Origin of the sequence: Vreelandella lutescens, from assembly GCF_014640815.1 — a bacterium.
Taxonomy (GTDB): Bacteria; Pseudomonadota; Gammaproteobacteria; order Pseudomonadales; family Halomonadaceae; genus Vreelandella; species Vreelandella lutescens.
This window is the reverse complement of the sequence record NZ_BMHM01000004.1, coordinates 82,902-106,807: the sequence shown is the minus strand read 5'-3', so window position 1 is coordinate 106,807 and position 23,906 is coordinate 82,902. Positions and strand designations below refer to the sequence as shown.

At 55.7% G+C, this 23,906-nt stretch carries 22 protein-coding genes; 6 read left to right on the top strand and 16 right to left on the bottom strand.

Annotation, left to right across the window (positions count from 1 at the left end):
* Window positions 1–9 precede the first annotated feature (9 nt).
* Window positions 10–675 carry an orotate phosphoribosyltransferase gene (pyrE, locus tag IEW65_RS11130; protein ID WP_159343623.1) on the top strand — a complete coding sequence of 222 codons (666 nt, stop codon included), beginning with the start codon at window positions 10–12 and terminating at the stop codon, window positions 673–675.
* A 2-nt stretch (window positions 676–677) separates the two neighbouring features.
* On the opposite strand, the gene IEW65_RS11125 is transcribed toward pyrE, so the two are convergent.
* Window positions 678–1,148, bottom strand: a complete 471-nt coding sequence (locus IEW65_RS11125; RefSeq protein WP_188639563.1) for a tRNA (cytidine(34)-2'-O)-methyltransferase — start codon at window positions 1,146–1,148, stop codon at window positions 678–680.
* A 108-nt stretch (window positions 1,149–1,256) separates the two neighbouring features.
* Here IEW65_RS11125 and rep point away from each other — a divergent pair, with 108 nt between their 5' ends.
* On the top strand, window positions 1,257–3,326 hold the full coding sequence (gene rep, locus IEW65_RS11120; RefSeq protein WP_188639562.1) for a DNA helicase Rep: 2,070 nt from the start codon (window positions 1,257–1,259) through the stop codon (window positions 3,324–3,326).
* A 121-nt stretch (window positions 3,327–3,447) separates the two neighbouring features.
* Here the strand turns inward: rep and IEW65_RS11115 are convergent, their stop codons facing one another.
* Both IEW65_RS11115 and IEW65_RS11110 read right to left on the bottom strand, forming a co-directional pair.
* The gene (locus IEW65_RS11115; protein ID WP_188639561.1) at window positions 3,448–4,260 is read right to left on the bottom strand and encodes a c-type cytochrome; all 813 of its coding nucleotides are present in this window, start codon (window positions 4,258–4,260) and stop codon (window positions 3,448–3,450) included.
* Between the two features lie 206 nt (window positions 4,261–4,466).
* Entirely contained in the window at window positions 4,467–5,375 is a 909-nt protein-coding gene (locus tag IEW65_RS11110) for a GNAT family N-acetyltransferase (protein WP_188639560.1), read from the bottom strand.
* Window positions 5,376–5,434: 59 nt separating this feature from the next.
* On the opposite strand from IEW65_RS11110, the gene IEW65_RS11105 reads away from it, so the two are divergent.
* From IEW65_RS11105 to IEW65_RS11095, 3 genes are all read left to right on the top strand, one after another.
* Window positions 5,435–6,109, top strand: coding sequence for a response regulator transcription factor (locus IEW65_RS11105; RefSeq protein WP_188639559.1), 675 nt, complete (start codon window positions 5,435–5,437; stop codon window positions 6,107–6,109).
* Window positions 6,106–7,509 (top strand): ATP-binding protein, encoded by a 1,404-nt coding sequence (locus IEW65_RS11100; protein WP_188639558.1) that lies wholly within the window; start codon window positions 6,106–6,108, stop codon window positions 7,507–7,509. Before IEW65_RS11105 ends, IEW65_RS11100 begins: the two co-directional genes overlap by 4 nt.
* 118 nt (window positions 7,510–7,627) lie before the next feature.
* The gene (locus IEW65_RS11095) at window positions 7,628–8,245 is read left to right on the top strand and encodes a CBS domain-containing protein (protein WP_188639557.1); all 618 of its coding nucleotides are present in this window, start codon (window positions 7,628–7,630) and stop codon (window positions 8,243–8,245) included.
* 130 nt (window positions 8,246–8,375) lie between these two features.
* Here the strand turns inward: IEW65_RS11095 and nhaD are convergent, their stop codons facing one another.
* From nhaD to IEW65_RS11070, 5 genes are all read right to left on the bottom strand, one after another.
* Window positions 8,376–9,842 carry a sodium:proton antiporter NhaD gene (nhaD, locus tag IEW65_RS11090; RefSeq protein WP_188639556.1) on the bottom strand — a complete coding sequence of 489 codons (1,467 nt, stop codon included), beginning with the start codon at window positions 9,840–9,842 and terminating at the stop codon, window positions 8,376–8,378.
* A gap of 156 nt (window positions 9,843–9,998) precedes the next feature.
* Window positions 9,999–11,825 carry a glutamine--fructose-6-phosphate transaminase (isomerizing) gene (gene glmS / locus IEW65_RS11085; protein WP_188639555.1) on the bottom strand — a complete coding sequence of 609 codons (1,827 nt, stop codon included), beginning with the start codon at window positions 11,823–11,825 and terminating at the stop codon, window positions 9,999–10,001.
* Window positions 11,826–11,878: 53 nt separating this feature from the next.
* A complete protein-coding gene (gene glmU / locus IEW65_RS11080) occupies window positions 11,879–13,246 on the bottom strand; it encodes a bifunctional UDP-N-acetylglucosamine diphosphorylase/glucosamine-1-phosphate N-acetyltransferase GlmU (RefSeq protein WP_188639554.1) in 1,368 nt (455 codons plus the stop codon).
* A 1-nt stretch (window position 13,247) separates the two neighbouring features.
* Complete coding sequence (locus tag IEW65_RS11075; RefSeq protein WP_188639553.1) at window positions 13,248–14,366, bottom strand: FAD:protein FMN transferase; 1,119 nt, start codon at window positions 14,364–14,366, stop codon at window positions 13,248–13,250.
* A 27-nt stretch (window positions 14,367–14,393) separates the two neighbouring features.
* On the bottom strand, window positions 14,394–15,194 hold the full coding sequence (locus tag IEW65_RS11070) for an undecaprenyl-diphosphate phosphatase (RefSeq protein ID WP_188639552.1): 801 nt from the start codon (window positions 15,192–15,194) through the stop codon (window positions 14,394–14,396).
* Between the two features lie 187 nt (window positions 15,195–15,381).
* Here IEW65_RS11070 and IEW65_RS11065 point away from each other — a divergent pair, with 187 nt between their 5' ends.
* On the top strand, window positions 15,382–16,575 hold the full coding sequence (locus IEW65_RS11065; protein ID WP_188639551.1) for a cation diffusion facilitator family transporter: 1,194 nt from the start codon (window positions 15,382–15,384) through the stop codon (window positions 16,573–16,575).
* A 6-nt stretch (window positions 16,576–16,581) separates the two neighbouring features.
* On the opposite strand, the gene mgtE is transcribed toward IEW65_RS11065, so the two are convergent.
* The 8 genes from mgtE to atpE form a co-directional block, all read right to left on the bottom strand.
* Window positions 16,582–17,964 carry a magnesium transporter gene (mgtE, locus tag IEW65_RS11060; protein ID WP_188639550.1) on the bottom strand — a complete coding sequence of 461 codons (1,383 nt, stop codon included), beginning with the start codon at window positions 17,962–17,964 and terminating at the stop codon, window positions 16,582–16,584.
* A gap of 131 nt (window positions 17,965–18,095) precedes the next feature.
* The gene (locus IEW65_RS11055; RefSeq protein WP_188639549.1) at window positions 18,096–18,524 is read right to left on the bottom strand and encodes a F0F1 ATP synthase subunit epsilon; all 429 of its coding nucleotides are present in this window, start codon (window positions 18,522–18,524) and stop codon (window positions 18,096–18,098) included.
* 24 nt (window positions 18,525–18,548) lie between these two features.
* Window positions 18,549–19,928 (bottom strand): F0F1 ATP synthase subunit beta, encoded by a 1,380-nt coding sequence (gene atpD / locus IEW65_RS11050; protein WP_188639548.1) that lies wholly within the window; start codon window positions 19,926–19,928, stop codon window positions 18,549–18,551.
* A gap of 76 nt (window positions 19,929–20,004) precedes the next feature.
* On the bottom strand, window positions 20,005–20,892 hold the full coding sequence (atpG, locus tag IEW65_RS11045) for a F0F1 ATP synthase subunit gamma (RefSeq protein WP_188639547.1): 888 nt from the start codon (window positions 20,890–20,892) through the stop codon (window positions 20,005–20,007).
* A 65-nt stretch (window positions 20,893–20,957) separates the two neighbouring features.
* Window positions 20,958–22,502 carry a F0F1 ATP synthase subunit alpha gene (gene atpA, locus IEW65_RS11040; RefSeq protein WP_188639546.1) on the bottom strand — a complete coding sequence of 515 codons (1,545 nt, stop codon included), beginning with the start codon at window positions 22,500–22,502 and terminating at the stop codon, window positions 20,958–20,960.
* 16 nt (window positions 22,503–22,518) lie between these two features.
* Window positions 22,519–23,055, bottom strand: coding sequence for a F0F1 ATP synthase subunit delta (locus IEW65_RS11035; RefSeq protein WP_188639545.1), 537 nt, complete (start codon window positions 23,053–23,055; stop codon window positions 22,519–22,521).
* A gap of 11 nt (window positions 23,056–23,066) precedes the next feature.
* Complete coding sequence (locus IEW65_RS11030; protein ID WP_188639544.1) at window positions 23,067–23,537, bottom strand: F0F1 ATP synthase subunit B; 471 nt, start codon at window positions 23,535–23,537, stop codon at window positions 23,067–23,069.
* A 78-nt stretch (window positions 23,538–23,615) separates the two neighbouring features.
* Window positions 23,616–23,843 carry a F0F1 ATP synthase subunit C gene (atpE, locus tag IEW65_RS11025; protein ID WP_039179032.1) on the bottom strand — a complete coding sequence of 76 codons (228 nt, stop codon included), beginning with the start codon at window positions 23,841–23,843 and terminating at the stop codon, window positions 23,616–23,618.
* Between the last annotated feature and the right edge of the window lie 63 nt (window positions 23,844–23,906).

Here is a 23,906-nt window from a genome sequence, read left to right as displayed (position 1 = left end):
AGGAATGCCGTGGCCACCACTCTACAACCCTACCAGCGCGATTTCATTGCTTTTGCCATTGAACAGGGCGTACTTAAGTTTGGCGAGTTTACGCTGAAATCTGGCCGCGTTAGCCCCTACTTTTTCAATGCCGGGCTGTTTCAAACCGGTCGGGCGCTGGCCAAACTGGGCCGCTTTTACGCCCAGGCGATTGTGGATAGTGGCTTGAAAGCTGACGTGCTGTTTGGCCCAGCTTATAAAGGCATTCCACTGGCGGCGGTCACTGCGGCGGCGCTGGCCGACCACCACGACCTGGATATGCCCTACTCCTTCAATCGCAAAGAGGCCAAAACCCACGGCGAAGGTGGCAACATTGTGGGCGCGCCGCTGTCTGGCGATATTTTGATCATTGATGACGTGATCACCGCAGGCACCGCGATCCGTGAAGTGATGGGCCTTATTGAGCAGAGCGGTGCTCGTGCCGGTGGGGTGATCATTGCCCTCGACCGCCAGGAGCGCGGCCAGGGCGAACAGAGCGCCATTCAGGAAGTACAAGCCCAGTACGGCATGCCGGTGGTCAGCATCGTCACCCTTGAGCAAGTGCTGACGTATCTTGAAGAGCACGCAGGCGGCGAGATGCTCGCCTACGCCGATGCGGTACGCGCTTACCGCGACCAATACGGCATTGCCGGATAAATCTAGATCGCGAGGGCGCCGGCGTAATCCTGCTGGCGCCACGCTTCATAGCTCACCACCGCTACCGCGTTGGAGAGATTCAAACTACGGTTATTAGGCTGCATGGGGATGCGCAGTTTATGCTCCGCCGGAAGCATGGCGTGCACTTCTGGAGATAGCCCGGCGGTTTCGGAGCCGAACAGCAGTACATCCCCCGGTGCGAAGCTAGCATCGCTGTGGGCGCGGGTGCCTTTGGTGGTAATCGCCCAGATGGTGCGCCCCTGCATGGCGGTGTAAAACGCCGTAAAATCCGCGTGACGGGTCACGTTGGCAAGGTCGCGGTAGTCTAAACCAGCGCGGCGCAGCTTTTTCTCTTCGAGATCAAAGCCCAGCGGCTCGATCAAATGAAGACGGCAGCCGTTGTTCGCCACCAGGCGCATAATGTTGCCCGTATTGGGAGCCATGCGCGGCTCGAATAGCGCTACTTCAAACATCACCACCTGCCTATGAGTTACCTGCTGTATTTGCCTGCTGCGCCTTCGTCAGCGTCGCTGATTGTAATAGAAATTGCCCCGAAACACTTGTAGAGGTCACCCTTCGCCATGACGCCCCAACCGCCAAAGAGCATTCTTAGCCGTATCAAAGGGCTCAACCCACGCCAGCAAGAAGCGGTGCGCTACATCGATGGCCCCTGCCTGGTACTGGCGGGCGCGGGGTCGGGCAAAACCAGCGTCATCACCACCAAGATTGCCTACCTCGTGCAAGAGTGTGGCATGAGCGCACGCAAAATTGCCGCGGTGACCTTTACCAACAAAGCTGCCCGAGAGATGAAAGAGCGGGTGGGCCAGATGCTGAAGGGCAAAGAGGGCCACGGGCTAACGGTTTCGACGTTTCACAACCTGGGGCTCAATATCATTCGCGGCGAGCTGAAAACCCTGGGCTACAAGCCGGGGTTTTCGCTGTTCGACCCGGAGGATGCCAAGGCGCTGCTGCGGGATTTGATGAACAAGGATGCCCAGGTAGACGCCGAGCAGATTAACGCCGTGCAGGCCAAAATTTCGACTTGGAAAAACGACCTGGTGCTGCCGGGGGATGCACTCTCGTTCGCTGCCGACGATGACGAACACTTCGCCGCGCGCGTCTATGAAGCCTACGTTCGTCACCTAAAAGCCTACAACGCGGTGGATTTCGACGACCTGATTCTACTGCCGGTGGTGCTCTTACAGCGCGACCCTGAGGCGCTGGCCCGCTGGCGGCGCAAAATCCACTACATGCTGGTGGATGAGTACCAAGACACCAACGTCTCCCAGTACCTGCTGGTAAAGCTGCTGATGGCGGAACGGGCCACCTTTACCGTGGTAGGCGATGACGACCAGTCGATTTACGCGTGGCGGGGCGCACGGCCAGAGAACTTGGTCACGCTAGGGGAGGATTTTCCGCGCCTGAAGGTTATCAAGTTAGAGCAGAACTACCGCTCCACCGGCACCATCCTGCGCGCCGCCAACACGCTGATTGCCAACAACCCTCACGTCTACGACAAAACCCTATGGTCGGATATGGGCGACGGCGCGCCGATTCGCGTGGTGGTGAACCGCCATGAAGAGGCTGAGGCCGAGCGAGTCGCCAGTGAGATGCTCACCCGGCGTATCAAAGAAAAAGCCGAATGGCGCGATTTTGCGGTGCTCTACCGGGGCAACTTCCAGGCGCGGCTACTGGAGCTAAAGCTGCAGCACTATCAGATCCCGTACAAGCTCTCCGGCGGCACGTCGTTTTTCTCTCGTAACGAGATCAAAGACGCCATGGCGTACCTGCGCCTGCTGATTAATCCCGCCGACGACAACGCTTTCTTGCGTATTGTGAACGTGCCCCGCCGCGAAGTAGGCCCCGGCACGCTGGAAAAACTCGCCAACTATGCCACCGAGCGCTCGATCTCACTGTTTTCTGCCTGCCATGAGTTAGGGCTTGAGCAAACCCTACCTACCCGCGCCGTGGAGCGGCTCTCGCGCTTTACCCACTTTATCGATGGCGTTCGCAAACGGATGGACCAGGGCGATGCCATTGCCGCGATCCGCGATATGCTGCGGGATATGGATTACGAGGCATGGCTCTACCAAAACGCCAGTGCTCCCACCATCGCCGAACGGCGCATGGCCAACGTGTGGATTTTGATCGACCAGTTGGAGAAGTCGCTGAACCGCGACCCGGAAGACGCCACCGATTCCACCGAAACGGAAACCGACGGGGTGGAAGCGGCCATTTCGCGCCTGGTGCTGCGAGATATTCTCGAACAGCAAGCAGAGGAGGATGACTCGGACCGAGTGCAGCTGCTCACCATGCACGCCTCGAAAGGGTTGGAGTTTCCGCACGTTTACTTGATGGGCTGGGAAGAGGATTTGCTGCCCCACCGCAACGCCATCGAGATGGGCACCGTAGAAGAAGAACGGCGCTTAGCCTACGTGGGCATCACCCGCGCCCGGCGCACACTGACGCTGACGCTGGCCCGCCAGCGCAAGGCCTATGGCGAGCTGATGGACTGCCAACCCAGCCGCTTTTTGGATGAGCTGCCCGCGGATGACTTGGAGTGGGAGGGCCGCGCCGATAAAGAGGACCCGGAGAAAAAGCAGGCACGCGGTAAAGATGCGATTGCCGGACTGCGCTCGCTGCTGGGATAAGCGTGCTGGCCAAGCGCGATGTATCGCGCAAAAAAATATCCACAGGGGGTTTGGATTACCCACCTGTGGATATTTTATAGAGGCTGACTGCCCTACCCTACGTATAGGGTAAGACGGCCACTTACTGTACTTGCGAGACCATGTAGTCTACGACAGCCATAATCTCTTCATCGGAAGCGCTGCTACCGCCACGGGGCGGCATGATGCCCTTACCATTGAAAACGCTTTGGTAGAGTGCGTCAGTACCCTGTTCAATACGCGGGCCCCAGGCATCGGCATCGCCAATCAAGGGAGCGCCAGCCACACCAGCAGCATGACATGCCGCGCAGCCGATGCTGGCGTAGAGTGCTTCACCGTCTAAACCGCTATCGCCACCGGCAGCGGCTTCTTCCGCAGCAGGCTCTGCTGTGGCTGCATCGTCAGCGGCAGCCATATCATCGCTCGCGCTTTCGTCAGTCGCTTCTGCTGCCGCTTCTTCGCCGCCGCCCAGTTCCGGCACTTCCATCACGGGAGAGACCAAGTGAGCAACGGCCGCTTCCATCTCTTCGTCAGAGAGGTTGGGGTTACCGCCACGGGCAGGCATCGCGCCAATACCGTTAATGGAGTGCTCCAGCAGCGTGGCAAAGCCTTGTTCAGTGCGCTCTGCCCAAGCCGCCTCGTCACCGCGTACGGGGGCACCGGCTGCGCCCGTTTCGTGACACGCCATACACACGTTGTTGTAAATCCCTGCACCATCAACTTCGCCACCACCGCCACTGCTGGCCGCCGCAGGTGCCGCCGCCGTACCACAGTCTTGGCCTTGAAGGCAGAGTTGTCCTACCGGCGCTAGGCGCTCAGCAATTGCGTCACGTTCAGCATCTTGGGCATAAGCACCGGATGTGCCTGCCATGACGCCCAGGGCCGCCAGCCCGCTCATGATCAGCTTAGATTTCACTCTCACCACCTCTTGAGTTTTGTCATAAAACGTTGTGCTTAACCCCTGTGCGCGGCAGCGCCACTCACCACTTTGGCAACCGAGACGCCTAGACGTGCATATAGAGTTAGTATACCGAGAACGTAAAGAGTAAGAAAATGCTACTAAGCGCGGCAATTCAACCTATGCCGTGTTTGAACAGGGTGTTTCCTACTCTATTGGCGTTATTAGCACCACGCCAGTAGACGTTCCTGCATCTCCTTTTTCATCCCTGCTCGGGCATAAACACGCTGTGCGGGCGTATTTTGCGCATCCACCGTCAGGGCAAGTCGCTTTGCTCCGCATTGAGCTGCTAATGCTTGGGCCTGCTGAATAACCACTTGCCCAAGGCCTTGACCGCGCCATTCAGGCACAAGCCCCATTAACTGTAGGCTCCAGCGTGGCTGTTGAGTGGCAAGAAGTAGGACCCCAATGGTCTCACCCTGGTGCTCGAGCCGAAACCAGTGGCGAGGGGTAGGCATCATGGCAGAGGTTGCCTGGGCATCAAAACCTGCTAACAGTGTTTTAACCGGCACTGCTTCGCGAAGGGCCGGGCAATCCAAGGACGCTTCGCCCACCCGCGCTAGTAACGCCAACTGTTGGGTTCGCGTGAGTTCTTCGAAGGGGTGTAGGGTGAGTGATGTGTCAGGCATTCGCACCGTCTGACACCGCCAAACCAGATGCTCTAGCGTTGCCAGCACGCGCATGCCACTCTCCACCAGCGTCTTTTCCCATGCTGCCCAAGGCGCAGGTAAGGCCACATGACAGAGCGTGATCGGCTGCTCATTTACCCAATCCTGCAAGCCATCCAACAGCGCGCGAGCGATGGCGTTATTCTGCTTGGGTAACCATAGCTGCGCCGTTTGGTTCGCCAGCGGCTGGACCCAGGCGGCGGCCGCTATGTTGTCACCATCCATCGCTACCCATAGGCCCTGCCAATGAGCATTAGGCTCAGCCTTGGTCATCGTTAAGGCATTCTGCAGCGCAGGCTGTAAGGCAGGATCATACACAGCCGCTAAGTGCAGCAGCGCCTCGCGCTGGCGATGGCTGGGACATGGCTGCGCGACAATGTGGCCGAGTAGCGAGCAACGTGTCATGTTACGTTTCCAGATAGTGTGAAAAAAGCCCGAGAGTAAAAGAGGATCCACCCCCCGCGATGCGTATCTTATTAGTAGAAGACGACCCAAGTTTAGCATCGGGTATCCGCATAGCGCTGAAACCTGAGCACTATACGGTTGATCATCTTACCGATGGCGATACCGCTCTTACAGCGTTGCAAAACGAACCGTTTGATGCGGTGATTCTTGACCTTGGTTTGCCCACCGTGGATGGCATTGATGTCCTGCATGCCATCAGACGTCATGGCAGTCAGGTGCCTATTTTGGTGCTCACCGCCCGGGACGCAGTAGATAATCGCATTGAAGGGTTGGATGCAGGTGCCGATGACTACCTCACTAAACCTTTTGAAGTGGATGAATTAAAGGCACGCCTGCGTGCGCTGCTGCGTCGTAGCCAAGGTCAGCCAAACGGTGTACTGACATTTCGCGGTATTAGCCTCAACCCCCAAACGCTAATAGTGGAGTATCAACAACAGGCGGTTTCACTCTCTCGTCGTGAATTGGCCTTACTCCAGGAGTTTATGAGCCACCCAGGACGCGTTTTTACTCGCGATACATTAACGCGCTTAATTTATGGCTGGGAAGAAGATGTAGAAAGCAACGCGATTGAAGTCCATATACACCACCTAAGGCGCAAACTATTTCCCGATGTCATTCGCACCGTAAGGGGTATTGGCTATGTGATGGATAAGCCTGATAAGGCAACACTATGACCTCTATTCGCCGCCGCACGCTGGGACTTGTCTTGCTTGTTTTTGGCATCAGCATGCTGATTATTGGCTTTATTAGCTATCGTTACGCTGCCCAAGAAATCGAGGCATTGCACGATAGAAGCTTAGCTCAAAACGCCATGTTATTAGAGGGCCTACTCCAAGCTCCCTTACCTGATAACGACCAGTATCTGTTATTAAAAAGTCTGGAAAATGCGCTACAGCAGTCTGATACGGATACGTTATTTCACTTACCGAATGAGCAGACGAACACGCTGGCGTTTCAACTTTGGGAAGGTGACCGGCTGCTGCTGCGCTCCGCCAGTGCACCGCACACTCCGTTGGTCCAACAACCTGCAGGCTACTCAACGCTCAGCGTAGATGAGCACGTCTGGCGGGTTTATGTACTTGAGGTGCCCAACACTACACAACGTGTGGTGGTGAGCGAGCGTGAAGATGTGCGCGGCGAGCTGATCGGTGCGGTAGCGTTGCGCACGTTGCTGCCAGATCTCATCGGCTTGCCACTATTAACGTTACTGCTATGGTGGTCAATTGGCTGGGGGCTAGCCCCTCTATCTCGCATGGCGGAGCAAATCCGCGATCGCGACCCGCATAATCTAAAGCCTCTATCTCTCTACCCGCTGCCCCAGGAACTAGACACCATTGCCGGGGCGCTAAATCGGCTGTTAGAGCGGTTGCGCCAGCTGCGCGTGCGGGAAAAACGCTTTATTGCCGACGCTGCCCATGAGCTGCGCACCCCACTCGCGGTACTCGATTTACATGCGCAGAATGCCCTTACCGCCGATAACGCTGAGGACCGGGAAGAGTCCCTGCACCACCTGCGTAGCGGCGTGGCCCGCTCTACCCGCCTAGTGTCTCAGTTATTAACGCTGGCTAGGCTCGACCCAGAAGAGGAGCCGCTGCCTGAACTTCGCCACGCCAATGTGCTTTTAGAAACCCAGGAAACACTGGCCAAGCTCTCTCCATTAGCAGCCGAGCGTCAGCAACTGCTGCTTTTGAATGCCAATGACCAGGCGGATTGGAACATGGAGGAGGAGCCTGGCGCCATTGAGACCTTGGTGCAAAACCTAGTGGGTAATGCCATCCAGCACTCTCCCAAACAGGGCACCATTACCATTACACTGGAGGCCGCCATGCAGGGCATTACGTTGATGGTAGATGACCAAGGGCCAGGTATACCGGCCCAAGAACGGAGCCGGGTGATAGAGCGTTTCCAACGGGCAGGCCCAGGCGCAGGGGCAGGATTGGGACTATCCATCGTGGAACGCCTAGTCAAACGCCATGAAGGCTTGTTGAGGTTAGAAGATGCCCCTGGCGGTGGTCTCCGTGTAAAAGCCGTTCTCGCAAGGGATGCTCTCACTCAGCGCCATGCAAAAGAATGAGAAAAAATGTAACAACATCGGTCTCTTAAGATTGCGATAAGAATTCCGTGCAAATGTGAAGGTACAGAGCAGGCGTGTTGTTAATGACCTGCTTCTTCACACCACGGAGGTACCCCCGATGAATACATTACTGAACAACCGTAAGCCGCTAGTGCAATTTGGCGCGACACCTTTACTGACTACCCCAGCTCCTAAGCAGCTTACCCCGGACAGCCCAGCCATATCTGTCTTGACCGACTTCACACAGGTCATGCCGCAGTCTATTGCTGGCGATACCCCCATTGATGATGCTCACCTAAAAATGCGTCATGGCGGTATTCGCTTACTGTTTGTGATGGATAAGCAGGCACACTGTGTCGGCGTACTCACTGCAAAAGAGGTGATTGGCACACGTCGCATTAACCTCGCCATGCAACAGCGCAACCTAGAACGCTCTGAAGTGACCGCCGCCATGATCATGACGCCCTGGGAAAAACTCAGCGCGATGCCATTAGAGCAGCTGGCTTCGCTGACCATTGAAGACCTTGTGCTCTCGATGGAAAGCTTTACCGAGCAGCACCTGCTGATCACCGAGCGTAAGCCGAATCAGGAGTTGAGCGTTCGCGGCATCATTTCCGCGACGGATATTCAGGCGGTCATGGGTAGCCGAATCCCCGCCAAGCTTCCTACTACGGTTGTTCCCATGGCGCGCAGTTTTGCCGATATTTGCCAAGTCATTACCGGGCACGATTTATAAGCGCTGAAATATAAAATAGCGTATTAGTTTTAAAGCATCTGAACGCAAACGCCCCTTATCGAAAGATAAGGGGCGTTTTGTTTGCCTGCTTAACCGAAAGGGCTAAGCAGGCAAAGGTATCAACAAACGGTTAGAACATGCCCGCATTAATCCACAAGTGCGCTGCGATGCTGGCCACGTAGCCTAATAAAATGGCAGGCACCCAGCGCAGGTGAACCGCAAAGGTGTAGATGCCCCGTGCCTGGCCCATCAGTGCCACACCAGCAGCGGAACCCATAGAGAGCAGACTACCGCCCACCCCTGCGGTCAGCGTTATCAGCAGCCAGTTGCCTTCCGACATCTCCGGTGCCATCGAGAGCACGGCAAACATCACTGGGATGTTATCCACCACCGCAGAGATTAACCCCAATACCACGTTGGCCCATACCGGGTCCCAGCCGCCGTAGAGCGTCTCGGAGAGCAGGCTCAGGTAGCCCATAAACCCAAGGCCACCCACACACATCACTACCCCGTAGAAGAACAGCAGTGTGTCCCACTCGGAGCGGGCAATTTTGCTGAAAATATCAAACGGCACGACGCTGCCTAGCTGCTCCAGCTTTTGCCAGTCGCCTCGGCGAGAGTAGCGTTCGCGCTTGCGTTCCAGGGAACGAGGCAGGCTGCGGCGCAGGTAGTAGCCAAAGAACTGCAGCAACCCCAGGCCAAACATCATGCCCATAGCAGGCGGCAGGTAAAGGACCGAGTGGCACAGCACCGAGATCGCCACGGTGATTAAGAACAGGACGATGATGCGTTTAGCGCCACGCTTCATCCAAACGTTCTCGGTGAGCGCGGCTGGCTGACGGTTAACAAGGAAGAAGTTCATGATCACCGCAGGCACCATGAAATTCACTATCGCGGGGACTAATAACGCGAAGAAGCCTTCAAAAGGCACTTGTCCTGCCTGCCACACCATCAGCGTGGTGATATCACCAAACGGGCTAAACGCGCCGCCCGCGTTGGACGCCACGACGACGTTAACGCAGCAAAGGCTAATAAACTTGTTATCCCCTTCCGCCACCTTCAGTACGACCGCACACATCAACATGGCGGTGGTCATGTTGTTGGCAATCGAGGAAATACCGAACGCCAAACAGCCGGTAATCCAGAACAGGCTGCGGTAGCTAAAGCCTTTACGCACCAACCACGCCCGCAAGGCATCAAAAATACGCCGCTCTTCCATGGCGTTGATGTACGTCATCGCCACCAGCAAGAATAAGAGAAGCTCAGTGTACTCCAGCAGAGTTTCCTTAAAGGCGCTTTCCGCCTCGTGGGGCATCCCTGCTTGAACGTAAACCCACGCCACCATGGCCCAGATAAGGCCAGCGGCCACCAGGACAGGTTTGGATTTACGCATGTGGATAATTTCTTCACTCATTACCAAGGCATAGGCAAGAATGAAAATAGTCACGGAGGCAATACCGGCAAGTGAGGTGGTCAAATCTAGGGGGCCGGCAGCAGCATAGGAGAGCGAAGGAAAAGCAAAAAGGCAAAGTGCGGTCAACAACCAAGCAACGCGGCAAGCAGGATGCCGAGTTGCAAGGGCGTTAGGTGGTTTCATAGCAGCATGATCCTGGCAGGGTGAGAGAGTACCGCCACGATAATAAGCACACTAACTATGTGCTGCAACGCAGCGATAGCGCATAAGATGCGGCTATTCGCCGCATCTTGTAAAGCGCTTTATGCCAGCTAACTGTTATTAATTGTGACGCGTTAATTATTCGACGGTCACACTCTTCGCGAGGTTGCGCGGCTGATCCACATCGGTGCCTTTTAACACCGCCACGTGATAGCTCAGCAGCTGCAGAGGAAGGGTGTAAAGCAGTGGTGCCAGTGCTTCGTGTACCTCGGGCAGCTCCAGCACACGGATATCATCTTGCGGGCTAATACCCACCTTTTGGTCAGCAAACACAAACAGCTGGCCGCCGCGAGCGCGCACTTCTTGAAGGTTGGATTTCAGCTTTTCCAGCAGGTCATCATTGGGTGCCACTGAAATGACCGGCATCTCACTATCGACCAGTGCCAGCGGGCCATGTTTCAGCTCCCCGGCGGGATAGGCTTCGGCGTGAATGTAGGAGATCTCTTTGAGCTTTAACGCGCCTTCCAGGGCAATGGGGTAGTGCGCGCCGCGTCCTAAAAAGAGCGCGTGATTCTTTTCAGCAAATGCCTGGGAGAGCACTTCTATCTGCTTATCGAGCGCTAACACCTGTTGGCATAACGCTGGCAGCGCTTGCAGCGCAGCGATTATTTCCGGCTGCTCTGGCTGGCCCTTCGCTTTACTGACAGACAACGTCAGCAGCATCAGCGCCACGAGCTGGGTAGTAAACGCTTTGGTCGAGGCGACGCCAATTTCGGGGCCTGCCCGCGTCATCAACGACATGTCCGACTCGCGCACCAGCGAGCTGCCGGGCACGTTACAAATAGCCAGCGAGCCCACATAGTTGAGCGTTTTGGCAAAGCGCAGTGCTGCCAGCGTATCGGCGGTTTCCCCGGATTGGGAGAGCGTGACAAACAGCGTGCCTTCCGGTACCACCGGGTGGCGGTAGCGGTACTCCGACGCTACTTCAACCTGTACCGGTACGCCAGCGTAGCGCTCCAGCCAGTAACGCGCGACCAAGCCTGCATGGTAGCTAGTGCCACAGGCGATGATATGCACATGGCGCGTTTTCTGAAACAGCGCCAGCGCATCCGGCCCAAAACTCTCTACCAACACACCGTGGCTACTTAAACGCCCTTCCAGCGCGGCACTAATGACGGAGGGCTGCTCAAAAATCTCTTTGAGCATGTAATGACGATACTCGCCTTTGCTGGCCGCGCCATCGCCATGCTCAAAGATATGAATAGAGCGCTCAACGTCATTGCCTTGGCGGTCAACGATGCGAATCACCCCATGCTCACGCAGCTCGACTAAATCGCCCTCTTCTAGGTAGATAAAGCGGTCGGTGACTTGAAGCAGCGCCAGCGGGTCCGAGGCTAAAAAGGCTTCATCAATACCAACACCCACCACCAAGGGGCTGCCTTGGCGTGCACCCACTACCACGCCGGGCTCGGCTGCACTCATTACTCCCAGGGCGTAGGCACCGCCCAAGCCACTGACAATCTCTTGTGTCGCATCAAACAGCGTTTTGCCCGTGGCGAGTTTGTCTGCCAACAGATGCGCGATGACTTCGGTATCGGTTTCCGAGGTGAAGGTATAGCCACTGCCCTGCAGCGTCTCTTTGATCTGCTCGTAGTTTTCGATAATGCCGTTATGCACCACCGCGACGTTATCGCTGCTGTGGTGCGGGTGGGCGTTAGCCTCAGAGGGTTTGCCGTGGGTTGCCCAGCGCGTATGGGCGATACCGCTGTTACCCGGCAGTGCAGCAGCCTCTAACTGCTCAGCAAGCGCCGCGACTTTACCCAAAGCACGGTGACGGGTTAATACACCGTTGTTAAGCACCGTCATGCCAGAAGAGTCATACCCGCGATACTCCAAGCGTTTAAGCCCTTCCAACAAGATTCCCTGCACATTGCGCTGCGCAACCGCTGCGACGATGCCACACATAGCTCTTTCTCCTGAGGCGTTATCACGCCGTGTTATTCAACGTCCTGATACGCTTATTTAGCCTTTTTAACCGGGCGAGGCCAGTCTGGTTTTTCTAACTGTCGGCTACGGGTGACCGCTAATGCGTGCTCGGCAACGTCTTTAGCAATCGTTGACCCCGCGCCCACAGTGGCCCCCTTACCCACCGTAACAGGGGCCACTAAGGCGGTGTTGGAACCAATAAAGGCGTTATCGCCAATCTCAGTGAGGTGTTTGTTCACACCGTCGTAGTTGCAGGTAATGGTGCCCGCGCCCACGTTCACATCGCGCCCCAATCGAGCATCGCCCACGTAGCTTAAATGGTTGATTTTGCTGCCTTCACCCACATCGGCATTTTTAGTTTCGACAAAATTGCCTACCTTGGCTTTCACGGCTAAGCGCGTGCCAGGACGCAGCCGTGCGTAGGGGCCGATCTGATTAAGGCCCGCCGCCACGGTCGTGTCGATGACGCTGTGGCTGTGAATCTCACTCTCTGCGCCAATCGTGCTGTTTTTGATAATGCAGTAGGGGCCTACCCGCACGCCTTCGCCAAGCTCTACGTCCCCTTCAAAAACACAGCCCACGTCGATGAACACGTCGTGGCCGCAGGTAAGCTTACCGCGCACATCAATTCTCGCCGGGTCAGCCAGGGCAACGCCTTGGGCCATGAGCGTCTCTGCCATCTGCTGCTGGTAGGCGCGCTCCAAGCGGGCCATTTGCGAGCGATTATTGACCCCCTCCACCTCGGTGGCGTTATGGGGCTGCGCCGTGGCGACTTTAACGCCTTCGCTGGCCGCCATGGCGATCACATCGGTCAGGTAGTACTCGCCCTGGGCATTTTCTGCCGATAGCTGGGGCAGCCAACGCTTCAGCTGAGCGCTGGTCATGGCCATAATGCCGGTATTGCACTCGGTAATTTTCAGCTGCTCGTCGTTGGCATCTTTCTGTTCCACAATCGCCACGGCGTGGCCATCGCTGTCACGCACAATACGGCCGTAGCCGCTGGGGTCATCTAACGTGACGGTCAACAGGCCCATATGTTGTTCATCTACCTGGGCCAGCAGACTCGCCAGCGTATCGCGGCGAATCAGCGGCACATCGCCGTATAGCACCAATACGATGCCGCTGCCCAGCTGTGGCTGTGCTTGGGCCACCGCATGGCCGGTTCCCTTCTGCTCTTCCTGCAGCGCAAATGACACGTTGTGCTCTGCCAACGCCTCGCGCAGGTGATCCGCTCCGTGGCCAATCACTACATGGGTGCGGCTGGGGTTCAGGCCACCGGCCGTATCCAGCACATGCTGGACCATAGGTTTACCCGCCAGCGTATGCAGCACTTTAGGCAGTTGGGAGCGCATTCGCGTGCCTTTACCCGCCGCAAGAATGACGATATCGAGGTCTTGCATGTTATTCACCTGTCTCCGTTTGGCGATTCGCCACAGGCGTCGCCCAGGGCTCTATACCCAGTTCATCCATTAACGCATCGCCGAAATAGTTAACGAAGGCTGGACTTGCTAAGCTGCGCCAGCGATTGTCATCTTTTACCAGCATTAAAATATTCAGGTTGTTCTCTACCGCCAGCTGCATCCCTTTTTCACTGCCCACCACGGTTAAGGCCGTTGCCCAAGCATCTGCCCAGGTATTGGAGGGGTGAAACACAGACACTGAAGCCAGTTGATGCTTAATAGGACGCCCGGTTCGTGGGTCCAGAAGATGGGAGAAACGCTCGCCATCAGCTTCAAAGTAGTTGCGGTAATCCCCTGAGGTAGCCACCGACATGCCCTCCAGCGCAATCACGTGCTGGGCTTCTGGCACCCCGCTTTGCGGCACTTCAATACCAATGCGCCAGGGGGTTTGCGCTTCCACATCGCGGTAGCCCCGAGCAATGAGTCCACCGCCAATATTCACCAAGTAGTTCTCGATGCCCTGCTGGTCGAGGTAAGCGGCTACCCGGTCCGTGCCATGGCCTTTGGCAACCCCAGAAAGATCAGCAAAAACATCACGCAAACGGCGGGCCTGCATGCGCTGAGTATCGACCTCCACCGCATCAAAACCGATAGTGGCCATACGCTCGCTGAGCTCAGCCTCACTGGGAATCTCTTCGGGTCGCGCTTCGGGGCCAAAGCTCCACAGATTCACCACATCACCAATGGTGATATCAAATGCCCCATCGCTGGCTTCCGCCACTGAGCGGCTCACCGCGAGCACTTCGATCAGTTCGTTAGAGAGCGGCTGCCATTCGTTCAACGGGGTTTGATTAAAGGCCACTAATTCCGAGTCATCCCGATACGTGGACATCGCTTGATCCACGTCTTCCATCTCGGCCAGTATGCCCTCTTCCAGCGTATTGGCTTCGCCCTGAGTCAGTGGATCCACTAACGTAATTTGGTAATACGTACCGAAGATGCCGCCTTCAAAGCGCACCGGTGACTCCAGCGGCCGATCATTCTCTGAACAGCCTACTAATAAGGTCCCGGCCAGTGCCACGACTCCCACACGCCCTAGCGCGGTTTGATAGCCCTTCATTTTATTTCCTTAAATAAAGCGCGCCGTTTAGAAGTGAAAAAACCACAGCAACCAGGCACCAAACAGCACCCGGTACGCTACAAACGGCTGCATCCCCAGCTTTTTAATCACCACCAGAAAGTAGTGAATGCATAAATAGGCGCTGATCCCTGACAAAAGAGCCCCTACTAGCATAGCGGGTACATCAATTAAGTGAGGTGCTTTCATCAGGTTGATCGCTTCAAGCCCACCTGCCAGCACAATCACCGGAATAGAGAGTAAAAAAGAGAAGCGTGCGGCACCTTCACGGTTCATGCCCACCATGAGCGCAGCGGTCATGGTGATACCAGAACGCGAGGTGCCGGGAATCAGCGCCAGCACCTGGGCACCGCCGATAATCAATACATCTTTCAAGGTCAGCTGATACTCACTGCGCGTACCGCGCATTTTCCAATCGGCGTAGCCCAGCAATAAGCCAAAACCAATCAGACTAACGCCAATAATCAGCGTGGAGCGCATATAGCCAGAAATAAGATCATGGAATAAAAAGCCAACGATACACACAGGCAGCGTGGCAACAGTGACCCAAAACGCTAGGCGCGCATCTTCATCTATGCCTTTTCCTCTTAGCGCCGTCAGGCTACTGGTAACCATTTTCCAAATTTCTTGGCGAAAATAGATCACTACGGCACTTAAGCTTCCCAGATGCAGCGCCACATCAAAGGCAAGACCTTGATCTTCCCAAGTGGTCAGCACCGGCACCAAAATAAGGTGAGCTGAGCTAGAAATAGGAAGAAATTCAGTGAGCCCTTGCACCACCGCCAATACCATCACTTGGAGCCAATCCATAGGTCATCCTGTCTGTATTACGTCATGAAATGATGTTTACGAACCTGCAGTGGCGCTAAGGATACACATCCAGCAATTCATTGTCCGCACTGGTCAAACGTACGAATTCATAAGAGGGTATAGAGCTTGCCCGGCGGTAAGCTACAATAGGCGTCTATTAGAAGTGTGCGTCCCTGCAAGGTACCTCATGACTCAGACCGTAGAAACGCCAGTGGTTCCCAACCGCGAGCTCGATAGCCAAGAGGCTAAGCGCGTGACCTATATCGGCGCTTGGCTAGACGGATTGCTGAGCGTTATTAAAGTGGCCGTCGGCTTTTTTGTCGGTTCGGCCGCGCTAATTGCCGATGGTATTCACTCGCTCTCTGATCTGGTCACCGATGGTTTTGTCCTGGCCGCTATCCATTATGGTCGCCAAGAACCCGATAACGACCATCACTACGGCCATGGCCGAATCGAAACCCTGACCACACTGTTACTGGGTAGCGTACTGATCTTCGTGGCAGGGGGAATTGCATGGTCAAGCGTTGATCGCTTGTTAAGTGGCACCGAAGTGGGTGCCCCTGGTGCGTTTGCGATCGTCATCACGATACTGGCACTGATTAGCAAAGAGTGGATTTTTCGCTACACCATGCGTGTCGCAAAACGATTGAAATCCAAACTGTTAGAAGCCAACGCGTGGCACTCGCGCAGCGATGCACTCTCCACCGCCGTCGTGCTGGTGGCCTTAGTGGGTGCGCAATTTGGTTTGGGCTGGCTGGATGCGGTGGCGGCGATTATTGTGGGTCTTCTAGTCGGTAAAGTGGGGTTAGATTTGTTGTGGGAATCTGCCCGCGAACTGGTCGATACGGCATTACCTGAAGAAGTGCAGCAGCAAATGCACGATGTCGCCTGCAGCGTTCCTGGCGTTGATAGCGTGCACGACCTACGTACCCGACAGTCAGCCGGTTGGGTCATGGTCGATTTGCATGTGGTGGTGGGACCTAAAATTACCGTTTCTGAGGCCCATGAAATCGGTAACGAAGTGAGCCGCCGTCTACGCCACGAGTTTCCTCTGCTCACCGACGTCATCTTCCACGTTGACCCAGAGGATGATGCGGGTGAAGGCGACCCCAGCCGACTGCCTGGCCTGCCACTGCGCCCGGAAGTGGAAGCAGCCCTTAACGAGCGCTGGTACCGACACCCCGTATGGCGCACGCTCAACGAGCTGCAGCTCCACTACTTGGACGACAAAGTATCGGTATCACTGATTATCGGCGATGCGGTTCACCAGCCGCCTCAATGCCTCGCCAGCCAGCTAAAAGCGCTGGCCAGTGACATTGAGTGGCTGGGCCATGTGGAAGTCATGTTTATCACTCGCGCGGCCAGTAGCGCCATGCGTTAAGCCCTCCTAAACGCCTGCCAATATGGCAGTGGCAATACTGAAGTAGATCAGTACCCCAGAGGCATCGATCATCGTGGTCACCAGCGGTGCAGAGGCTGTAGCGGGATCCACTTTAAAGCGCTCCAGCACAAACGGCAGACACATACCGATCATGCTGCCAAAGAGTACAATCGTGACCATGCTTAGCGCCACGATCATGGCAACCTCTTCACCGCCACGGAAAATGCCTATCGGGGCCACGGCAATCGCCATGGTTAGCCCTAATGCGCCAGCCACCAGCAACTCACGCCCCAACATTTTACTCCAGTCTTTCACGCCGACATCGCCTGTGGCCATGCCGCGCACCATCAGCGTGGCGGCCTGCGCCCCGGCGTTGCCACCGCTGCCAATCAGTAAGGGCAAAAAGAACACTAGCGCGACCTGAGCGGCAATGGTCTCCTCAAAGTAGGCAATGCCCGCCCCGGAAAAGAGGTTGGCGAACACCAGTAGTACCAGCCAGAAGACCCGCTTGCGATAAAGGCTCCACAGCGGTACCCGGCTGACGCCATCTTCCAACTGGCCGATGGACATCCCTTTGTGGATATCTTCGGTGGCCTCCGACTCAGCAACGTCCATGGCGTCATCGTGAGTCACGATCCCTACCATTCGGCCATCCGCATCAATGACGGGCAGCGCCAGCAAATCGTAGCGTGCCACGATTCTCGCCACCTCTTCCTGGGCTTTATCCACGGGGGTTTTAATCACATCTTTAATCATGATGTCATCTACCAGCGCCCCAGGGCGCGCGACCATCAACTGACGCAGCGACATGGTGCCAATCAGGTGGCCATCACTATCCAGTACATACAACTGGTAAACCGTCTCTGCATCGGGGGCGGTCTGACGCACGCGCATCATTGCCTGCGATACCGTCATGCCACTGGCTATGGCCACATAGTCAGAGGTCATGATGGCACCGGCAGTGCCTTCTTCGTAACTGGCAAGGCGCTTTAGGTCTTCCCGCTCTTGATGCGCCATGCGTCGCAGCAGCGCTTCGCGGCGATCCTCCCCTAGCAGGTTGAACAAGTCCGCCCGCTCATCCGAGCCCATCTCTTCGAGCAGCTTGAGCACTTGGCTATCGGATAACTCTCCCACCACCTCAAGCTGACTCTCTTTAGGCAAGTAGCCCAGCACGTTGGCCGCTCGCTCAGCAGAGAGAATAGCGAGCACGGCAAGCGCTGCCGACAGCGCATTGTCCTCCTCGATTAGCTCTTCCAACACGTCGCCAATATCGGCCGAGCGAAGTTCCGCCAGACGCTCAGCGAGCTGTGTTTTATTCGGCGCTTCTTGGGTAAGCTCTTCAAGCAGTTCGTTTTTTAAGGCTTGCAGGGCTTCTTCGTTTAGTGACATCGCCATCTCCTTGTGCGCAGCCAAGCGCCATACCACTCACCGCATAGATAAGATAACTATCGGATAAAAAAAACGCCCCTTAAACCCTGCGACGGGTTCAAGGGGCGTTTTTATTCACGCAGCGCGTGTTGTTAGCCTTTACCCGCCTTTTTACGCAGCTGCTGAATCGTTCGCAGCTGTGCAACGGCTTCGGCAAGTTCAGCGGCAGCGCGGGTATAATCCAGCTCCGCTGACTTCTCATTAAAGGCTTTCAGCGCCTGCTGACGTGCTTCTTCGGCGGCGGCCTCATCAAGGTCGCCCGCACGAGCCGCAGCATCTGCCAGGATCGTCACAACATCTGGCTGCACTTCCATGAAGCCACCAGAGACAAAGAAGTTCTCTTCCTTGCCATCATCGTGGATCACGCGGATCGGGCCCGGCTGAAGCTCGGTCAGCAGAGGGGCGTGCCCCGGCAAAATGCCGAGGTCACCCATCATCCCGGAAGCAATTACCTGCTCAACTTTACCTGAGAAGATAGATGCTTCTGCGCTGACGATATTGCAAGTGAAGCTATTCGCCATAGCGAATCCCCCTAATGGACGGGATTACTTCTTCATCTGGTTGGCTTTTTCGACAGCTTCGTCGATGGAGCCGACCATGTAGAAGGCCTGTTCCGGCAGATCGTCATACTCACCCGCGAGGATGCCCTGGAAGCCACGGATGGTGTCTTTCAGCGACACGTATTTACCGGGCGAACCAGTGAATACCTCGGCCACGAAGAACGGCTGCGATAGGAAACGCTGGATTTTACGCGCACGAGATACGGCCAGCTTGTCTTCATCAGACAGTTCGTCCATACCCAGAATCGCGATAATGTCCTTCAGTTCCTTATAACGCTGCAGAACGTTCTGAACGCCACGAGCAACATCATAGTGCTCTTCACCTACCACCAGCGGATCCAACTGACGCGAGGTAGAGTCCAGCGGGTCAATCGCGGGGTAGATACCCAGCTCAGCGATTGAACGCGCCAGTACTACGGTCGCATCAAGGTGGGAGAAGGTGGTGGCTGGCGACGGGTCGGTCAAGTCATCCGCAGGGACGTAAACGGCCTGTACGGAGGTGATAGAACCGGTTTTCGTGGAGGTGATACGTTCCTGCAGAACGCCCATCTCTTCAGCCAGGGTCGGCTGATAACCTACCGCAGACGGCATACGACCCAGCAGAGCAGATACTTCGGTACCGGCTAGGGTGTAACGGTAGATGTTATCAACGAACAGCAGAACGTCACGGCCTTCATCACGGAATTTCTCAGCGATGGTTAGACCGGTCAGCGCCACGCGCAGACGGTTGCCGGGCGGCTCGTTCATCTGACCATAGACCAGCGCTACCTTGTCGATAACGTTGGATTCGGTCATTTCGTGATAGAAGTCGTTACCCTCACGCGTACGCTCACCTACACCGGCGAATACAGAGTAGCCGCTGTGTTCGGTGGCGATGTTGCGGATAAGCTCCATCATGTTAACGGTTTTACCTACACCCGCACCGCCGAACAGACCGACTTTACCGCCTTTCGCGAAGGGGCAAACCAGATCGATAACCTTAATACCGGTTTCCAGCAGCTCGTTAGAGGCTGCCTGGTCGGCATAGCTCGGTGCTTTACGGTGGATCGGCATGCGCTCTTGCTCGCCGATCGGGCCTGCTTCATCAATCGGCTCGCCGAGCACGTTCATGATGCGACCCAGCGTTTCCTTACCTACCGGTACGGAAATCGCGGTACCTGTGTTGGTCACGTCCAAGCCACGCTTTAAGCCCTCAGTGGAGCCCATGGCAATGGTGCGCACCACGCCGTCGCCCAGCTGCTGCTGGACTTCGAGGATGGTCTCAACATCGGAGACCTTCAGCGCGTCGTAGACCTTGGGCACAGAGTCCCGCGGAAACTCTACGTCAATCACCGCGCCGATGATTTGTACGATACGTCCGCTCATCTTGGTTCCTCTCAAAAACCTGCAAATGAAACCTGTCTGCCGGGAGCGAGCTCAGTCATGGCAAGCTCCCTAGGCGTTATACGGCAGAAGCGCCGCCGACGATCTCGGAAATTTCCTGGGTGATGGCGGCCTGACGGGCCTTGTTGTAAACCATCTCCAGATCGTCGATCAGGTTGCCCGCGTTATCAGTGGCACTCTTCATAGCGATCATACGGGCGGCCTGTTCGCACGCGCCGTTTTCGACTACCGCCTGATACACCTGCGATTCGATGAATCGAACCAACAGGCTGTCTAGCAACGCCTTGGCATCCGGTTCATACAGGTAGTCCCAGCTTCCGGGACGGGCGTTTTCTTCGTCACGCTTAGCGTCTGCGCCCATATCGGACGACAGAGGAAGAAGCTGACGCACAACGGGCCGCTGCGTCATGGTGTTCACAAACTCGTTATACACCACGTACAGGCGATCCAGGCGTCCTTCGTCATACGCTTCAAGCATGACCTTGACACTACCGATCAGACCCTCGACGGTGGGTGACTCTCCTAATCCGCTTTTTGCAGCAATCAAGTTGCCGCCGTAATTGCGGAAGAAAGCACCCGCTTTCGAGCCAAGGGCGCAGAAGTCTAGCTCAGCGTCTTGCTGCTTCCAGGCAACGGCGTCTTTCACCACTGCCTTAAACAGGTTGACGTTTAAGCCACCACACAGACCACGATCAGTGGAAACCACAATATAACCAACGCGCTTCACCTCGTTACGCTCAACCATATAGTCGTGCTTGTACTCGGGGTTTGCGTCAGCGATGTGGCCTACCACGTTACGAATCTGCTTGGCGTACGGCTGGCCAGCCTTCATCAGATCTTGCGCTTTACGCATTTTCGATGCAGCTACCATTTCCATGGCACTGGTAATCTTCTGCGTATTTTTAATGCTCCCGATCTGGGTGCGTATCTCTTTTGCAGCTGCCATAGCGATCTACCCTTCGTTCGTGGCTCTCAGAAAGCATGCAAGCCCGCCCGCAGGCGGGCCGAACATTACCAGCTCTGAGTCGCCTTGAACTTCTCGAGACCTGACTTCAAGCCGTCCTGAATCTCGCCGTTGTAGTCGCCGGTCTGGTTGATCTTATTGAGCAGTTCGCTGTGCTCAGACTTCATGTAATCGTGCAAAGCACGTTCGAAGTCCAGCACCTTGTCGACGCCCACGTCATCCAGGTGACCTTCGTTAGCGGCGTACAGAGACAGCGCCATTTCTGCAACTGACATCGGCGAGTACTGCTTCTGCTTCATCAGTTCGGTAACGCGTTGACCGTGCTCAAGCTGCTTACGCGTCGCTTCATCAAGGTCAGAGGCAAACTGCGAGAACGCCGCCAGTTCACGGTACTGAGCCAGGGCCAGACGAACACCGCCACCCAGCTTCTTGATGATTTTAGTCTGCGCAGCACCACCTACACGAGAAACCGAGAGACCTGCGTTAATCGCCGGACGAATACCGGAGTTAAACAGGTTGGTTTCCAGGAAGATCTGACCATCGGTGATGGAGATAACGTTGGTCGGAACAAACGCCGATACGTCACCACCTTGTGTTTCGATGATTGGCAGTGCGGTCAAGGAACCGGTTTTGCCTTTCACTTCGCCGTTGGTGAACTTCTCAACGTAGTCAGCGTTAACGCGCGCAGCGCGCTCCAGCAGACGCGAGTGGAGATAGAACACGTCACCCGGGTAAGCTTCACGGCCCGGCGGACGACGCAGCAGCAGCGATACCTGACGGTAGGCAACGGCCTGCTTGGAAAGATCGTCATACACGATCAGTGCGTCTTCACCACGGTCACGGAAGTACTCGCCCATGGTGCAGCCAGAGTAAGCGGCTAAGAACTGCATCGGTGCCGGGTCGGCAGCGCCTGCAGCGACGATGATCGTGTGATCCAGCGCGCCGTGCTCTTCGAGCTTGCGAACGACGTTAGCAATGGTCGATTGCTTCTGACCGATTGCTACGTAGACACAGGTAACGCCTTTGCCTTTCTGGTTGATGATCGCATCGATAGCAATGGCAGATTTACCAATCTGACGGTCACCGATGATCAGCTCACGCTGACCACGACCGATTGGCACCATGGCATCGATAGATTTCAGACCGGTTTGGATCGGCTCGTCAACGGACTGACGGGTAATAACGCCAGGTGCTACTTTTTCTACCGCGTCGGTCAGTTTAGCGTTGATCTCGCCTTTGCCGTCGATGGGGTTACCCAGCGCATCGACAACGCGACCAATCAGCTCAGGGCCTACCGGAACTTCAAGAATGCGACCGGTACACTGAGCGGTCATGCCTTCTTCAAGCTGCAGGTAGTCACCCAGGACAACGGCACCTACGGAGTCACGCTCCAGGTTCAGTACCATGCCAAAGATGCTGTTGGGGAATTCAATCATTTCACCAAACATCGCGTCTTCGAGGCCGTGAATTTTCACGATACCGTCGGAAACGCTGACGATGGTGCCCTGATTACGGGCTTCGGATGCGACGTCAAGCTTCTCAATTCGCTGCTTGATGATGTCGCTGATCTCGGAAGGATTCAGTTGCTGCATGCCATGTCCCTCAGACTCAAGCGGTCAGCGCTTCGGAAAGTCGGTTCAATCGACCACGCACCGAACCGTCAATGACGGTATCGCCGGCACGCAGGATGACACCGCCAATCAGCGTCTTGTCCACCTGAGTAGTAATGGAGATTTCGCGATTCAGACGTTTCTTGAGCGCGTTTGCTAGCTTGGTCTGCTGCTTGCTGTCCAGCTTGTACGCTGAAACCACAGTGACGTCGATACGCTGCTCATACTCTGCACGAAGGTGTTCAAACTGATCAGCAACAGCTGCCAACGCCGTTAAACGGCGCTGATCAGCTAGCGTTGTCAAAAAGCGTTTAAACGCATCATCTGCGTTATCTGAAAGCATCTCTACTAACAGGTTTGCTTTTTGTTCGCTGCTGAGTTTGGGGCTACCTAACAGGCCAGTAACTTGGCGATCTTTTACAATCGCGCTTACCATTGCCAGCGCTTGTGACCAAGCGTCGAGAGCCTGATGATCGCGCGCGTATTCAAACGCCGCTTTGGCGTAAGGACGAGCGACGGTTGTTTGTTCCGCCATGAGTCACCTCCTTACAGTTCAGCGGCAAGCTTATCAAGCAAGTCGCGGTGCGCTTTCTCGTCAACAGAGGCTTCAAGAACTCGTTCAGCACCCACAATCGCTAGGTGAGAAACTTGGGCGCGAAGCTCATCTTTAGCACGATTTACTTCTTGCTCAATCTCAGCTTTAGCGTTTGCCACTAGACGTTCGCCTTCAGCGCGCGCTTGTTCGCGAGCCTCTTCGATCATCTGGTTAGACCGCTTATTGGCCTGCTCGAGAATTTGGGAAGCCTGTTCCTTGCTTTCACGCAGTGTCTGCTCAGCGCGTTCTTGAGCCAGCTCAAGATCACGGGTAGCACGGCTGGCTGCATCTAAGCCATCAGCAATTTTCTTTTGACGCTCGTGAAGCGCGTTGCTGATCGGAGGCCACACATACTTTATGCAAAACCAGACAAAGATCGCGAAGGCGATCGTTTGCCCGATAAGCGTCATGTTGATATTCACAGGGATGTACCTCTGACAAGTTCGTGGCGACCGGAGTGATATAAAGCCGAGCGGACTCGCCGCTCGGCTAAAACATCATTAACCGGCAACAACGAAGATCAGGTACATCGCGATACCAACACCGATCATCGGAACGGCGTCAAGCAGACCGGCCATGATGAAGGTTTTGGTTTGCAGCTGGTCGCCCAGTTCCGGCTGACGAGCGGTAGACTCGAGCAGTTTACCACCCAGCATAGCGAAGCCAAGGCCAGTTGCCAGGGCGCTAACACTGATGATGATGGCGGCAGCAATGTAGACGATTTCCATGATGAAGCTCCTGATAGTGCGTTAATTTCAAGGGTTTAGGTTAAGGGTATTATGCAAAGCGTT